Consider the following 15,511-nt stretch of genomic DNA (forward strand, 5'->3'; position numbering starts at 1 on the left):
CTGTCGGGCAGTGAATGCCGGTCACGCTCAACGATCACCGCAACGTAGAAACCCCTCCCTGCCGAGGTGGTGCGTTCAGGCAGGAGGTCTGGTGGAACCGTAAAGGCCCACGGATGGCAGCGCGAACCCACGGATGTGAAGCGGCCTGGGATCCGTGGGTTCGCGCTGCTATCCGTGGGCAATCGACCTCCATCTGGTTCAGGGCGGCCAGAAAAACTTTCAAAAACCCCTTAGAATCAAAGACTTGTAAACCACACGACCCTGCCAGGGAGAGTTTCGTCTCGACGTGGTGCCTACGGCCACCGCATCATTCTGCCCCGAATCATTCTGCCATCCCTCCACTCGCTGACAAGCAAGATGCCTCTCCAACCGTGCCTCACGGTTGTTCGTACTTGCGGCGGTACTTTTCGGCCAGCGTCTTGTGTTTGCTGCCCAGGTCCACCGCCGCACCGGCGATGTAGGCCGCGGTGACGTTTGATTCGGTTTGCAACACATCACCATCGACGACGATTAATGTTGCGTCTTTGCCGACCGTGATCGAACCGACGCGTTCGGCGACCCCCATGATCTCCGCCGGCGCGAGCGTGATTGCGCGGACCGCCTGGTCGGCCGGCAAACCGTACGCCACCGCAACGGCGGCATGGTAGGGCAAGTTTCTGGCAGCCGCCCCACCCCCGGGACTGCCGGCGCCCGAACCGCCGATCGCGAACGAAATCCCGGCGTCCAACAACCGTCGCGGCAACGTGTAGGGATGGTCGTAGGGATCGTGGCGTCGCAACGGCAATCGATAGGTCGCATGCACGATCACCGGAACGTTGTATTGTTTCATCAGCGGTGCACAAAGCGGCGCGTCATAGCCGCCATAGATGATCGGCCGGATGCCGCGCGAGACGCAAAACGAAACCGCCGCTTCGATCTCGCGACGTGAATCGGCATCGATGATCATCGGCGTGGCCCCTTCCAGCACGGGCACCAACGCTTCCAGACGCAAGTCCGTCGGCGTGCTGTCCGGACGAGCCTGCCGGGCGATGGCATAGCGGGCCGCAGTTTCCAACCGATCCGACAACGCCTTCAGCCGCTCGTCGCGTTCTTTCGCTCGATCGTTCGCGTCACTCTTGCGTGAATCATAGCCACGCCAGTCGACGACCAATCCGGTGTCGCCCCTGAGCAACATGTCTTTGTAGGTCCAGCCGTCCAATTGAATCACACCCGACTGGCCGCGGATGTCGCCACGTTTGGGCGCGACCGAAGCCAGCAAGACGCCTCCGGCCCGGGCGACCGGGATCCACTCGCTGTCGGCATTGACCGCGACCCAGGGGCGGAGATTCCCGTTTTCGTTTCCCACTTCGTCGGTATCGATCGTCGATCGCACCGCATTGACTTCTGCCAGGCCGATGTTGGACAACGATTCCATCAAACCGGGATAGATCTGTTTCCCGGAGGTGTCGATCCGTTTGCATCCTTTCGGTAGGGCGACATTTTTTCCGACCGCAGTGATCTTTCCGCCGTCGAAGACAACCGTGCCGTTTTCGATCGGTTTCGCATCGACGCGATGAATCGTCCCGCCGACCAATGCGATCGGCTGAGATTGTGGGGCGCCGGGGATTTGGTCGTGGGCGGTGGCGTGTGAAGCTAACAGAGTGATGATTGCGAGGATCGTAAGACAGCCCCCCCTCGCCGCCCTCGTTCCCAGGCTCCGCCTGGGAACGCAATGTCCCTGAGGCTCCGCCTCCCGACGACTCGGCACAGCCTCCAGAGGCGGAGCCTCAGGGACAGCCCGTTGCGAGGCGGAGCCCCGCAACGAGGTGGCCGGTCGTAAGCCCCGCAACGAGTGGTAAAGATTCATCATTGCACTGCTCCGTGGTTGTGTCCGGCGTGTTGGTCTTGCTGGTCATCGTGATCGTGTCCATGGCAGAATTCGTCGTACCGCAGCCAGCGATCTTCTTCGGCGACATCGTCGTCATCGCCGCCGGAGCGGCCGAAATCTTTGTCCAGAATCCTTGCGATCAGCAACGACCGCCAACGCGCATCTCGCCGCCGACGCTCGCGGTCCTGCTCCAGGGAAAACATCATCCGTCCGTCCACCCACGTCTGTTCACAGCGCGAAAGCGTCGACAGCGGCGGACCGCTCCAGAGCACCAGGTCGGCGTCTTTGCCGGGTTCGATCGAGCCGACGTGGTCGTCGATTCGAAGCTGCTTGGCCGGATTGAGTGTCACGAACTTCAACGCCTCTTCGGGCGACACGCCGCCGTACTTGACCGCCTTGGCGGCTTCGGTGTTCAGGTGACGCGCCAGTTCGCGATCATCGCTGTTGAAGGAAACGACAATCCCGACGTCGTGCATGATCGCTCCGTTGTAGGGGATCGCGTCGTAGACTTCGAACTTGTACGCCCACCAATCGGAAAACGCAGAGGCCATCGCGCCGTGTTGTTTCATCCGATCGGCCACCTTGTAGCCTTCCAAGATGTGCTGCAGCGTTCCGATCGTGACATCAAACGTGTCCAGCAAGTCCAACAACGCGACGATCTCGTCTTGCCGATAGCTGTGGCAATGGATCCAACGCTCACCGCGCAGGATTTCCGCGATCGCCTGCAATTCGAAATCCACCCGCGGCGGCAACCCGTTGTGCGTGCCATTGCGGAATCGCCGATGTTGTTCGTCGTATTCCTTCGCAGCCAAAAAACGATCTCGAAACAGTTGCTCGACACCCATTCGGCTGGCCGGGTACCGCGTCGCTGGCTCACTGCGATTGCTGCGTTTGACGTTCTCTCCCAAGGCAAACTTGATACCCGCGGGCGCTTCGGCAAACTTCATCGCCTGCATGCCATCGCCCCACCGCAGTTTGATCACCTGATTCTGCCCGCCGATCGGGTTGGCCGAACCGTGCAGGATATTGGACGTCGTCAGACCTCCGGCCAACTGGCGATAGATGTTGATGTCGCTGTTGTCGATAAAGTCACCGACACGGACTTCCGCCGTGACCGCCTGGCCCGATTCGTTGACGCCGCCATCGGTCGCCATGTGTGAGTGGCAATCGATCAGTCCCGGTGAAAGGTGTTTGCCACGAGCATCGACGATGACACACTCCGGAGGCGGTTTCAGTGACCGACCGATCGATTCGATCCTGCCAGAAACGACCAGCACGTCGGTGTTTTCAAGCACACCGGCGTCGCCGCAAGTCCATACGCTCGCGCCGCGAAACAGCGCGGCGGGGGCCACCGGTACGGGTTCGGTTACGCCGAGGCCGCCCAGCGGATAGTTGATCGCGATTTCATCGAGGGCAGAATCAGCAACCTGCTCGGTTTCGTCTTCCTCGCTAGTTAATTCTGCTTCGGGATCTGAATCGGCGCTGTCTTTCGGCTTTGATTCCACGCGTTGCCAATGGAGCGTTTGTGTCACTCCGCCGGGCAGCGTCAGCGTCGAAAACACGTTCAAGTCTTCCCCTTCGGCGACGCTCAGGATCGTGATCCGCGACGGTCCTTGGGGGATCCGGTCGTCAACGTCGCTCAGGTCGGCCCAAGCGGTCAAGCGGTCCACGGCGCGGGCGATTTCGTTGAGCTTGGCCGATGCGTCGTCCTGTTCGTCTTGTTCGTCAGATTCGCCCTGCTTGTCGTCCGTGTCGCTGTCCGTCGGGTCTGCCTGTTTCGGCTTCTTTTTCACGCCGCGATCGGCGACGAACTCACCCGACCACTTTTTCTTTTCCCGTTTCAGCTCCAAGCGAATCGGGATGTTCTTGCCGGCGACGGCAAGTTTCGTTTTCCACGATCCGATCAACGCGTCGGGCTCCGGCTCGGAGGCGGTGTCATGTTCGAAACGTTTTCCGGCGACCCAGGTTTCCAGTACTTTGGTGTCTTCGTCGAACAAGTCACCGTCGGTCACGACGAGATTCGCAAGCGCTGCGGCGCGGACTTGACCGGCGATCGGATCGACGCCCAACAACCGAGCCGGCGCGGTGGTCACGGCCGCCAGAGCTGTGTCGGCCGCTAAGCCTCGGTCGACCGCGATGCGGATGTTTTTTAAGAACGCTTTCGGGTCATCCAATCCGTCGGAGGTCAAGCAAAACGTCAAGCCGGCCTCGGCCAGCAGCGCCGGGTTTTCTGGCGCAAAGTGCCAATGCATCAACTGCAACAACGTCACGTCATCGGCAGCCGCCTCGGAGCTGACGTTCGGTGCATCGGGAAAGTCGATCGGTATCAGCAACGACCTCCCCGTGTCGGCGATCGCTGTCAGATCGCGATACTCCCGTCCCGAACCGCGGATGATGGCGGTTAGTGAGAATTCATTGGCGATCTGGTCGGCCCGTAACGCCATTCGCTCATTCGGAGCGTCAACGACAAACGTTCCGCCGGCGCGGTCGTCGGCGATGCGGGCCAAGTCGTCGTTGCGTGTCGGTCGCGGCAATTCGCCCTTGGCCGCGTAGGCCTGCCAGACGCGGGTGTACCAGTCGGCGTCGGCAAGTGTTTGACGCAGAAGCGCGATCGCGCCCATCGGTGAATTCGGATAGCCGTCGCGGCGTTTGTCTCGTGGGACGGTCAGCTGCAAGTGTTGCGCGACGTCGTCATCGATCACACTGACGCTGCTGTTTCCGTCCAACATCACCAAACAACTGGTGCCTTTGACGATCGCACCGCGAGGGGCGACCAGTCGCATCGTCACACCTTGCGTGCGGGATGCCGCGACCTCGTCGACCGACTTGATTGCCGCGGCGGCCTTGCGGCGCGGCAAGACGTTTCCGTTCCAATGTCCGCCACCGGCGGCCGGCGGCTCGGGCACATCAACTTCGCTGTAGGCATCGATCAGTCCGGCGTAGATCGTTTTTCCGGTGCAATCGATCACTTCAGCGCCCGCCGGTGGCACGATGTCGGTGCCCACGTCGACGATCGATGATCCCTGGATCGAAACCGATGCCGACTCCAAGACCTGACCCGGCCGGACGACGACGCGGGCATCTCTTAGAAACACGCGATCTGGAGGACTCTCACGTAGCCCCACGACGGGGCGAGTGTCACCGGGGCCTTGTGCGACGGCGATCGAAATCGCGAACCCGACGAAAAAACAACCGAGTGGGGAAAATCTTTGTCGCGACATCACACGTAGAAAATTGGCGGGCGAGTTGGCAGGCTGCCGCCCATTGTAGCTCGATTGTCGCAGAACGAGTCTCTGAGCGGCTCGAATTCCAAAGTGTCGCATCGGCCGTCATTCGTCCCGGTTCTGAAGAACCGATTGGCACGGTCAAAAGCATGAGAGGATTCAGCGACCGTGTCAGGCGAAAGCACCGGAGAAGCGACTCCGGAGCGATGAAACCGAATCCCTTTCGGAACAATCGTTTCGACGCATAGGTGTCCCAGATTTCAAGGTGCCGAAGCAAGCTTGGCCGAATGCTTCGAAATATCGGTCGATGCAGCCGAATCGACCTCGTTGTCAGTGTGTGTGTTGCACGATTGGGCAACGAACATGGGCAAAACGATAGGGGCAAGACGATCACAGCCTGAAATTGTTTTGCCGTTCCTTCGACGATAAAGGTAACGATCGTGCAATGGGACCAATAGGACGCATAGGACTTATAGGTCCCCTATGTCCTATTGGTCCTTTCGATCACGGCCCCCGTGACTGCGAAAGTTGGACAAACCTACCGCACTGAGTTTTTCTGCCGAACGCCGTCGGTGCTTCACACCGATGCGGACTCCTGCCCGCCGTTGGCCGACAACTGTCTCCCATGGGAATTGCTAAGCTGCTGTCGGGTGCTGCCCGACCACCAATGAAGGTGCAATCGCACGCCCCTTCGTTTCCCGTCGGGGCGGGATTCACCGCGGTCTCGTGGAGACGCTGCGATTGACCGTGGGTCAATCAACCAAGATGCTCGCGAATCCGCCGGTCAAGTTTCGCTTGAGCGTCCGCGAACGACGCTAATCCCGCCAGCGTCATCAGGCTATCGATCGCCAAGTCCCCGCGGACGATCCGCCCTTTCCAGCGGTCGTGAACGGGGATCTTTCCGTCCCTGGCAATCGCTTGCAAATCCGCGTCTGCCATCATCGGGAACAGGTCTTCCAAGTCGTGGTCGGTCGTCATCAGCCGCAACTCCTCGGCGCTCTGCGGCGGTGAAAGGATCGCTTGTTGCACAAAGAACCGCTCTGCTTTGCTAACCTCCCACAATTTCTCGATTCCTACGGTTTCCGAATCAACTTCGGCGGCGAGTTTGACATCGTAGGATTCGTTCAGCTGAGATTGCCAGGGTTGATCCAATGTCTGTTGGGCCTGGTTTGCGACTTTGGTGGGAATCGTGATCACGTCGACGCCGGCCAAATCGGGCAACTGCGACGCGTCGCGCAGACTGGCGGCAATCTGAAGTGTATCTGTGGTCGGCAAAGCGCGGGAAAAGGTCGCCACCTCGCCCTGGCTGGCCAATGTCGTCTTTTCCCCGACCAATTTGCCGTCGCCGAGTCGATTGTCGGCGACGTAGGAGTTGAGCCGCCCCAGAAACACGTTCACGAATGACGGACGCGCCAGCGCGGTGGCCACATAATTCTGTCGCGCACTGAATCCGAGAGTGCAGTTGACACGGATCCCTTCATCACGAAGCTGCCGGGTCGCGATCAATCCGGCCGGCGTCAACGGAATCTTGACGACGAAGTGCTGTGGACAGATTTGGTGACAGCGTCGCGCAAAGGCCAACGTCGCTTCGGTATCGTTGGCCAAATCCGTATGAAGTTCCACGCTGACGTCGCAACGAAATCGCTCGACCAGTCTCAACGCATGCCGCACATTCAAGATGAACGCGATCTCTCGCACCAAGGCTTGATCGCATAATTCATCGGCCAACTCCCGCGCGGTGGGAACGAGGTCATCATACGTTCCGTTTTGAACCTCCTTGTTCAGGAGTGTGTTGTTGGTTGTCAGTCCGCTGAATGATTCATTCCAAATCGATTCAATCGCATCGATGTCGCCGCTGTCGACCCAAAGCGATGTATCGACACCGTTGATGCGCTGCCAAAAGGTGTTGCTTTGAACCTCGCGCGGAGACGAGTCCAGATCGATGCCATCATGCACGAATGCTGCGATGCGTTCTGCGTGTGGAGAATCGGGTTGGATCCTTTCCAGTGATGTTGCAGTGTCCAAATTTGACATGTCGAATCGCTCCTCTCTATTTGGCGTAAGCTCGGTGATTAGGAATTGGCAGCGTTACGGATCAGTCCGGCTTTGACGAATCGGAACAGCCACCAGAAAAACATTCCCGCGATAACGGCAGTGCTGACCCAGCTGAGTGGCGCGACCAATTGCTCATAGCGGTCGGCCAACCACCAACCGAGAGCGGCCAACAGCGCAGTCCAAAGAATTGTTCCGATCGCGGTGTACACACAGAACTTTCCGGCCGGCATTGCGGCGAATCCCGCCGGTATGCTGATCAATGTTCGCAAGCCTGGGATCATGCGACACAAGAACACCGCCCAGTGTCCCCAACGGGCGAACCACATATCCATCTGCTCGATCTCTGAACTGGAAATCGTCATCCACCAACCGTGCCGCTCCACCCAGGTCGTTAAACGATCTCTCCCCAACCATTTCGCGAACAAGTACCAGGCGAGCGCGCCGATGAACGAACCAACGCTGCCGGCCAACACGACACCGAAAAAGGACAGATCGCCCTGGCTGACGGCATAGCCGGCCCAAGGCATCACCACCTCCGATGGGATCGGTGGAAAAATATTCTCGACCAACATCATCACCCCGACGCCGACGACGCCAAATTGATCAAGGATGTCGTGAATCCAATCATTCATACAAGACAGGTCTCATTGGGATGGCAGCGTCGCGTGTAGTGAATCCGAGTTGGTCAAGTGATTCGCACTCTCGGTATCCCTCACGCTGCACTCGGCGCGCCCGATCAGGACTTTCATGAGGACATTTTCCAGACGCTCGCATCGCCGCAAGTCTTCCTTCCGCTATTGGCTGACCATTTGCCGCGTCGTCGGAAGCGTCAGGATTCTGTCCGACGGCACCGGGCGGCAATCCGACAACCCGGTCACCGACTGGCCACGTTGGACGCCCAGCCGTCATCGCAACCTTGCCAGTCCAGGCGGACGAGCCGCCATGATGTAGACCGCGTGAAGCATGCCCGGCACAAAACCGAGCAGTGTTAAGACGAGATTGATCCAGAAGTGCTTTCCGATACCGAACTGCATGAAGACAGCGACAGGCGGAAGGATAAACGCTATCAGCAATCTGACGTATTCCATCGTTGTTCTCCACGAGATGTGGGGGGCATATGCTGTGGCCTCCGTATTCAACACGGCCGGTTGCATCCCGAGGCCGTACCCGACACCGACGCAAGTCGGATGCCAATGGCGCGGTTCCCCCACCGGTCGGCGAATAAGTCTTCCCTCCGCCGTGGCGTTTTTGGTAGGGAACAGATTGCGGTCGCCCGGTGCTCGATTGCCCTCACCACGGAAAAAATGATGTCTGTCGCTCGAATTGCTAGCGTTGTCGCTGTCCTGGTCGTTGCCTCGATCGTTTCGGTCCATGCCGAACCTCCCCGCACCCTGCCCGAACCCGAATCTGCCACGGTCGTCGACGGCTCGGGCCCCTTTGCCGACGGAAAGGTGATCCGGGCACTTGGCAGCGGAACGATCGCGTCGCGTATGCTGCAAAAGGCGTCGTTTGAAGCCCCGCACGGTCAAATCAAGTTCGAGGTGCAGATTCTGTCGGTCGACTCGGAAACCCGTGACAAAATCTACGCCCAATTGGGGACCGACAACGTCCAGACGCAAATCACGAACGTGACCGACGCGGGCTCGGAAATGATCTCCGATGACGAACTGACACTCGGCAGCCGGCATACGGTGACGACCAGCAGCATCGTGTCCACCGCGGTGATCAGCCCCGACCAGGTCGAACAGTTGTATGCCCTGGCGAAAGAAAGTGAACACAGCAAGGTGATCGCTCGTCCCAACATGATCGCCGGCGATGGACAGGCCGCTTCGATCGAACAACAGGTGCAACGTCCGTTCTTGTCCGAGTTGAAAGAGGTCCAGTACGAAGGCGAGACCGCAGTGCAGTCAGGGATCCACGTGCTTAGCGAAGGCACCGACGTCTCGGTCCTGGGCAATGTGGACGGCGACGCCCTGATCGTGCGGACCAAGATCCAACAGGCCCGCGTCGCGGACGTCCAGCAACATCATGTCTACGGCATCGGCGACGGCCAAAAAACGATCCAAGTGCCGAGCCATGAGGTGCGTCAAGCAACGGCGACGGCAAAACTGTTACCGAAGCAAACCCTGTTGCTCGACCCGTACTTCCAGTCCACCGAACGGACCGACGTCACCTCCGGCACGCTGATGCTGTCCAACCTGCCGTACTTGAACAAGACGTTCAAGCAAACCAAGCCGAAAGCCGTTACGATGAACGCGATCGTATTGCTGAAAGCGAAACGGTTGTAAGGGAAGTCTCGATGCGACGAGCGGAAAGGACGAGCGGAAAGATAGTGCCGCAATTGCCAAACATGGACGGGGATTTAACGGTGTTCAGGCCATGTCGCGATTTGCGAAACGGTTGATCTTGTTGACGGGGTTGCTCGTCGCCTTTCCTTTCTTGTATCCACTGATCCGTTCGTTCTTCCGTGGTGACGCGGTCGCCGTGCGACCGCAGGCCGATGCATCAAACCGCGTGAATCGCCCCGGAGCGCCCCCGACGGAGTCTCACGCTGCTCCAGACGCCGACTCTCGATTGGGGGTCACCGAGCCGGATTTACCGAGACCCGATCTTGTTGCTCCTGCGATCGAGGTGTCTCAGACGGACGGGCAATCGAATTGGCGACTGGTTTTGCACGCCCCAAGGGCACAGCGGGAAACATTTCAACTACTCGTCGGTGCCGGTGGGCGATCCTCCGTGCATCCCGAAAAGCCGATCCTCGCCAGCCCCCGTGGGCGCAACGTGCAGTTTTTGGATGTGGAAACCGGATCGCTGATCGACACACGGCTGATCGACCCGACAGCCGAAGACACGTTGTTCACCAGCGCGAGCTATTCCCCCAACGGTCAGCTGATCGCCTTTGGCTCACCCTACGGCCCGATGAAATTGTTGCGGCTTTCTGACGACTCCCTGGTGCCTGTCCCAACCGATCGCAGCATCAACGCGGATCGGATCGCGTTCCATCCCGACGGCCAGCGATTTGTGGCGGTCGGAGAGCGAACACCGGAAGGACGCAACATTCCCAACGCCCATTGGATCGATCTGCGCAGCAAACAATCGCATCGATTGGTGCCCGACGAAGTCAAGGTGGTGGATGCGAACATCAGTGATGACGGAGAATCGATCGCCATCGCGGAGACTGAAGCGATTTCGATTTACGAGACGTCGTCGCTGCGACAGCGAGTGCGAGTGCCGCTCGCCGAGGAACCGACCTTCGTGACCTCCAGCCCGGACGGAAACTGGATCCTCGGACTGACTGACGGGAACGTGCGAACCTGGTCCGAAGCAACCGCTGGGTTCGTTTTTCGGATGACGGCCAGCGATTGTTGGTGGCCGAACAGGACGCACTTCGAATCTACGATGTTCAATCGCGTGAGCGCGTGATCGAATTGGCCGAAGTCGCACGACAAACCGGCACCGTCCGGATCTCGATGATTCAAGCCATGGACGTTGACCAGCAACGTGGGCGGATCGCGTTGGCACAGTCCGGTCGCGTCGTAATTTGGGACCCTGAAGACGAACGGGCGTTGAACACGGTGAACCCCCGGGGTTCTCTCGATTCGGAACATCCCGGGGTGTGCTTTTCCGAAGACGGAAAACGCATCGCCGTCTGCCATTTATCTCGCGTTGCAGTCTACGACATCGATTCTGGACGCGTCGTCGACGAACTGAGATCACATTGGGTGCACGGCAGACTGGGTGATGATTGGTTGGTCAGCGATCGCGGCGGCCAATTGTCGCGGTGGTCGTCGGCAATCGAGCCGGTTGCGGCGTACGAACGGGGACGTCGCAACGCGAATTTAGAGCCGTTGATGAAGGTTCGCGGCCAGTTGAATAGCATCGCGTTGACGAAAGATGGACTGATGGTGATTGTCGACCAGGGCGAGAGCCCCCTGGTGTATCGCAAGTAGCGTCTGCCGCTGCGCCCGAATGGCACGGGCTTAGTGAGCCGACGGCGCTAGCCGCGGGCCTTGATATGCCTTTGGCACGGCGGTAAGGCCCGAGGCTAGCGCCTACGGCTCAGTGTATTAGCTTAAGCCCGTGCCATTCGCCGCTGCCCCCGTTTCTGCTCGAAAACGTAGCTGCCTTCGCCAGAAGGTGGTTCCCGGACGTTTTCCACGCTCGCATCGAGCGTAGTTACAAGTAGGGCATGCCGCGGGTGTTTTATGCCAGCGTGGTGTTCCGGTAGTGGACGAGGCGACGAGTCCATTCGGATTGCGCACTGCGGAGACTCCTCGCGTCGTCCACTACCATTTACTTCGATTTCCAGACCGGGTCGTGATGGGAATCGGCGGCGGATTGGAACCAGCGGGTGAGCGTCATTTTTTGACGGGTGTAAAAGTGGACGCCCTCGGTGCCTTGGATGTGCAGATCCCCGAAAAACGATTCGTTCCAACCGGTGAACGGCAACCAGGCCATCGGCGCCGGCACGCCGACGTTGATCCCGATCATGCCGGCATTGAAGTGACGTTTGAACTCGCGCGCCGCGTACCCGTCGCGAGTGAAGATCGATGCGCCGTTTCCGAACGGACAGGTCTTGCCGATCGCCAGGGCTTGCTGGAGCGAGTCGGCGCGAACGACCGACAGCAGCGGTCCAAAGATTTCTTCTTTCCACAGCGGCATGTCGGTCGTGACTTGATCGACGATGCTCGGGCCCAGCAGGAATGAATCTCCGGCATCGACATCGCGGCCGTCCAGGACGACCTTCGCGCCGACCTGCCCGGCGGTGTCCAAATAACCGGCGACACGATCGCGATGGTCGGCGCTGATTACCGGTCCCATTTCCGACGCGTCGTTATTGTCCGTGGGTGCGACGTTCAACCGGTCGGCGACGCCCAGCAACCGATCCAGCAAGGGATCACCGGCCGAACCGACGGCGATGGCGACCGAACCTGCCATGCAGCGCTGGCCGGCGCACCCGAACGCCGACGCCGCGAGCGCTTGAGCCGATTGTTCGATGTCGGCGTCGGGCATGATGATCAAATGGTTTTTTGCACCGCCGGCCGCTTGAACACGTTTCCCCGCCGCGGTTCCGGTCTGGTAGACGTGTTTGGCGACCTGGGTCGAACCGACGAAGGAGATGGCGGCGACCCGTTCGTGCTCCAGCAACGCGTCAACAACCTCCTTTCCGCCGTGGACCAAATTGATCACGCCGTCGGGCAGCCCCGCTTCGATCAACAGCTCGACCAAACGAACCGCACTCAACGGCACCTTCTCACTGGGCTTGAGCACGAACGTGTTGCCGCACGTGATCGCGATCGGAAACATCCACAGCGGGACCATGTTGGGAAAGTTGTAGGGCGTGATCCCCACGCATACGCCCAGCGGGTGGCGGTTCGTTTCGCCGTCGACATTTTCGGCGATTTGAGGAAACGTGTCTCCGCTGATCATCGTCGGGACGCTGCAGGCGAATTCGACCATTTCCAGACCGCGCTGGACTTCCGCACGGGCTTCGCCGTAGGTCTTTCCGTGCTCCCGCGTCACCAGCCGGGCCAGTTCGTCAAAGTGCCGGGCGATCAATTCGCGGTAGGCGAACATCACCCGAGCCCGCTCGACGACCGGGGTTTCGGCCCACTCATCAAAGGCATCCCGCGCCGCGGTGACGGCGGCGTCGACATCGGCAGCCGAACCGACGGGCGTCCGGGCGATCGTCTTTCCCGTCGACGGATTGAAAACGGCCGTTGAATCCCCGTGAGTGCTGCTGCGGATCCATTGCGATCCGACCCGCAGCTTCACCTCCGCTGTCTCGGTACTCATCATGACCTCCAGGTTGGTTCCATCGAAATCGCTCGCTGCTGAAATCGCTCGCTGTCCGCTACGGTCGCAAACTCGTCTCGGGAAAATGACAAGACTTTGCTAAGCTTAGCGGCGAGACAACTCGGATGGGATAGGAATTGCTGCGGCTGGAAGCCGATCCCACTTACGGCAACAAGGAATCTGACTGATGGCACGAATTGTTCGAGGGGCGTTGATCCAGACCAAGCTTTGTGAACCAGCGACGTCGCCCGTGGAACGGATCAAAGCGTCGATGATCGACCTGCACGTCGATCTGATCGCCCAGGCCGCCGACCAGGGTGCCCAGGTCTGCTGTTTGCAGGAACTGTTCTACGGCCCGTACTTCTGCGCCGAACAGGATGCGAAGTGGTACGAGATGACCGAACGCGTGCCCGACGGCCCGACGACGAAGTTGATGATGCAGCTGGCCAAGAAGCACGAAATGGTGATGATCGTGCCGGTCTATGAAGAAGACCTGACGGGGGTCTATTACAACGCGGCGGCAGTGATCGATGCCGACGGCTCGTACCTGGGCAAGTTTCGCAAGATCCATATCCCGCACTGCAGCCCCGGTTTCTGGGAAAAGTTCTACTTCCGTCCCGGCAATCTCGGCTATCCGATCTTCGACACCCGGATCGGCAAAGTCGGTGTCTATATCTGCTATGACCGGCACTTCCCCGAAGGCGCCCGCTGTTTGGGGCTGGGAGGAGCGGAAGTGGTGTTCAACCCCAGCGCGACGGTGGCCGGATTGAGCGAGTACTTGTGGAAACTGGAACAACCGGCCCACGCGGTCGCCAACCAGTACTTCGTCGGCGCGATCAATCGTCCCGGCACCGAAGCCCCCTGGAACATCGGCCAGTTTTACGGACAAAGCTATTTCTGTGACCCGCGCGGACAGTTGTTCGCGCAAAGTGAAAAACGCGACGAGACCGACATCGTGATCGGCGACATGGACTTTGACATGATCCGCGAAGTCCGCAACACCTGGCAATTCTTCCGCGACCGCCGCCCGGAAACCTACGACGCGATCACCGACTTATAGTGGGATAGGTTTCCAGCCTGTCAAATCCAGCGTATGACAGGCTGGAAGCCTATCCCACTTTGATCTAACGTATGACAGGCTGGAAGCCTATCCCACTTTGATCCATGCGAAACAACGTTCTTTACGGACTGGATGATCGCCCGCCGCTTGGCAAAGCGGTGGTGCTGGCGATGCAGCATGTGCTGACCATGTTCGGTTCGACGGTCGCCGTGCCCTTGTTGCTCGGTCCGGCGATGGGCATGGACACCGCCGCGATCGCGCTATTGATCTCCAGCGTGATGCTCTGCTCGGGCATCGCGACGCTGATCCAAGCGACGTTCGGTTCCCGTTTGCCGATCATTCAGGGCGTCAGTTTTTCCTTTCTCGCGGCGTTCTTCATGATCATCGCGACGATTCATCCCGAAGGTGAAACCGTCACGCCCGGAGCGGCGATGCCCTACATTGCCGGCGCGATCATCGTCGGCGCGGTCTTCGAAATCGCGATCGGTTTCAGCGGCTTGATGGGACAGATCCGAAAAGTCCTGTCCCCGGTGGTGGTCGGCCCGGTGATCATGCTGATCGGATTGGCACTGTATACAGCCGGCGCGCCGATCGCCGCGGCCCACTGGCCGATCTCCATTTTGACGATGGTCCTGATCACGGTGTTTTCGTTCATCTGGTCGCGCCACCACCTGGTGTTCCAGATGTTCCCGATGCTGTTGGCGATCCTCACGGCGGTCGGGGTCTGTGCCCTGTGTGCGTTCCTCGGGGTTTTCGGTCCCGGCCATCCGGCGCGGCCGAATTTGGATGCGTTTGAGCAATCACCCTGGTTTCGCGTTCAAGACGTGTTTCTGCCTTGGGGGATGCCGAAGTTTCAACTGGGGTTCATCGTCGCCGTGGTCGCGGGGTACTTGGCATCGATGATCGAGAGTTTTGGGGACTACCACGCCTGCAAACAGATGGCCGGCGGTGGGGACCCGACGCCGGAGGAGATCTCCAGGGGGATCGGGTGCGAGGGCATCGGATGTGCGTTGACGGGGATCTTCGGCGGATTCAGTTCGACGTCCTATTCGGAAAACGTCGGATTGATCGGATTGACCAAGGTCGGGTCGCGGTATGTCGTTCAGATCGGGGCCCTCATCCTGATCTTGCTGGGACTGTTTGGGAAATTCGGGGCGTTGGCCGCCGCGATCCCGCAACCGGTCGTCGGCGGGTTGTATTGTGTGATGTTCGGGTTGATCTCCGCGGTCGGGATCCGCCAATTCGCCAGGGCCGATCTGTCCAGCGACCGTAACCTGTTTATCGGCGGATTTGCATTGTTCATGGGAATCAGCGTGCCGTACTATTTTGCCAACGGCGGATCCGAAGCCGTCCAAGCGACCTTCATCGACGGGCTGGACGATGTGATCAACGCGATCGGACAAACGGGAATGGCGGTCGCAGCCATCCTTGGTGTTGCGTTGGACAACCTGATTCCCGGAACGCGTCGAGAGCGCGGCCTGGAGCCGCAGTAACCTTTCACGGAGCAAA

At 59.6% G+C, this 15,511-nt stretch carries 12 protein-coding genes; 6 read left to right on the forward strand and 6 right to left on the reverse strand.

Annotated elements, in window-relative coordinates:
• Nucleotides 1-376: 376 nt before the first annotated feature.
• The 4 genes from Mal15_RS02375 to Mal15_RS02390 all read right to left on the reverse strand — a co-directional run bounded on the left by Mal15_RS02375 (nucleotide 377) and on the right by Mal15_RS02390 (nucleotide 7,778).
• Nucleotides 377-1,573, reverse strand: a complete 1,197-nt coding sequence (locus Mal15_RS02375) for an amidohydrolase family protein (RefSeq protein ID WP_233903239.1) — start codon at nucleotides 1,571-1,573, stop codon at nucleotides 377-379.
• A 272-nt stretch (nucleotides 1,574-1,845) separates the two neighbouring features.
• Entirely contained in the window at nucleotides 1,846-5,088 is a 3,243-nt protein-coding gene (locus Mal15_RS02380; RefSeq protein ID WP_167546594.1) for an amidohydrolase family protein, read from the reverse strand.
• A gap of 759 nt (nucleotides 5,089-5,847) precedes the next feature.
• Entirely contained in the window at nucleotides 5,848-7,125 is a 1,278-nt protein-coding gene (locus Mal15_RS02385) for a transaldolase family protein (protein ID WP_147866285.1), read from the reverse strand.
• A 38-nt stretch (nucleotides 7,126-7,163) separates the two neighbouring features.
• Entirely contained in the window at nucleotides 7,164-7,778 is a 615-nt protein-coding gene (locus tag Mal15_RS02390) for a DedA family protein (RefSeq protein WP_147866286.1), read from the reverse strand.
• A 115-nt stretch (nucleotides 7,779-7,893) separates the two neighbouring features.
• Here Mal15_RS02390 and Mal15_RS33900 point away from each other — a divergent pair, with 115 nt between their 5' ends.
• Complete coding sequence (locus Mal15_RS33900; protein ID WP_167546530.1) at nucleotides 7,894-8,097, forward strand: hypothetical protein; 204 nt, start codon at nucleotides 7,894-7,896, stop codon at nucleotides 8,095-8,097.
• Here Mal15_RS33900 and Mal15_RS35240 read toward each other — a convergent pair.
• The gene (locus Mal15_RS35240; protein ID WP_315854284.1) at nucleotides 8,052-8,519 is read right to left on the reverse strand and encodes a YqaE/Pmp3 family membrane protein; all 468 of its coding nucleotides are present in this window, start codon (nucleotides 8,517-8,519) and stop codon (nucleotides 8,052-8,054) included. The two genes, Mal15_RS33900 and Mal15_RS35240, sit on opposite strands and share 46 nt — an antisense overlap.
• Between Mal15_RS35240 and Mal15_RS02400 the strand changes: the two genes are divergently transcribed.
• The 3 genes from Mal15_RS02400 to Mal15_RS02410 all read left to right on the forward strand — a co-directional run bounded on the left by Mal15_RS02400 (nucleotide 8,454) and on the right by Mal15_RS02410 (nucleotide 11,096).
• Entirely contained in the window at nucleotides 8,454-9,434 is a 981-nt protein-coding gene (locus Mal15_RS02400; protein ID WP_167546595.1) for a hypothetical protein, read from the forward strand. The two genes, Mal15_RS35240 and Mal15_RS02400, sit on opposite strands and share 66 nt — an antisense overlap.
• Before the next feature lie 91 nt (nucleotides 9,435-9,525).
• Nucleotides 9,526-10,569, forward strand: a complete 1,044-nt coding sequence (locus Mal15_RS02405; protein ID WP_147866289.1) for a WD40 repeat domain-containing protein — start codon at nucleotides 9,526-9,528, stop codon at nucleotides 10,567-10,569.
• Nucleotides 10,515-11,096 carry a WD40 repeat domain-containing protein gene (locus Mal15_RS02410; protein WP_147866290.1) on the forward strand — a complete coding sequence of 194 codons (582 nt, stop codon included), beginning with the start codon at nucleotides 10,515-10,517 and terminating at the stop codon, nucleotides 11,094-11,096. The genes Mal15_RS02405 and Mal15_RS02410 overlap by 55 nt, the downstream gene beginning before the upstream one ends.
• Nucleotides 11,097-11,439: 343 nt before the next feature.
• Here Mal15_RS02410 and Mal15_RS02415 read toward each other — a convergent pair whose 3' ends face one another.
• Nucleotides 11,440-12,942: a CoA-acylating methylmalonate-semialdehyde dehydrogenase gene (locus Mal15_RS02415; RefSeq protein WP_147866291.1), complete on the reverse strand. Its 1,503-nt coding sequence runs from the start codon at nucleotides 12,940-12,942 to the stop codon at nucleotides 11,440-11,442.
• A 187-nt stretch (nucleotides 12,943-13,129) separates the two neighbouring features.
• Between Mal15_RS02415 and Mal15_RS02420 the strand changes: the two genes are divergently transcribed.
• Both Mal15_RS02420 and Mal15_RS02425 read left to right on the forward strand, forming a co-directional pair.
• Entirely contained in the window at nucleotides 13,130-14,002 is an 873-nt protein-coding gene (locus Mal15_RS02420; protein ID WP_147866292.1) for a nitrilase-related carbon-nitrogen hydrolase, read from the forward strand.
• A gap of 104 nt (nucleotides 14,003-14,106) precedes the next feature.
• Entirely contained in the window at nucleotides 14,107-15,495 is a 1,389-nt protein-coding gene (locus tag Mal15_RS02425) for a uracil-xanthine permease family protein (protein WP_147866293.1), read from the forward strand.
• The last annotated feature ends 16 nt before the right edge of the window (nucleotides 15,496-15,511 follow it).

Source organism: Stieleria maiorica (assembly GCF_008035925.1).
GTDB classification, from domain to species: Bacteria; Planctomycetota; Planctomycetia; order Pirellulales; family Pirellulaceae; genus Stieleria; species Stieleria maiorica.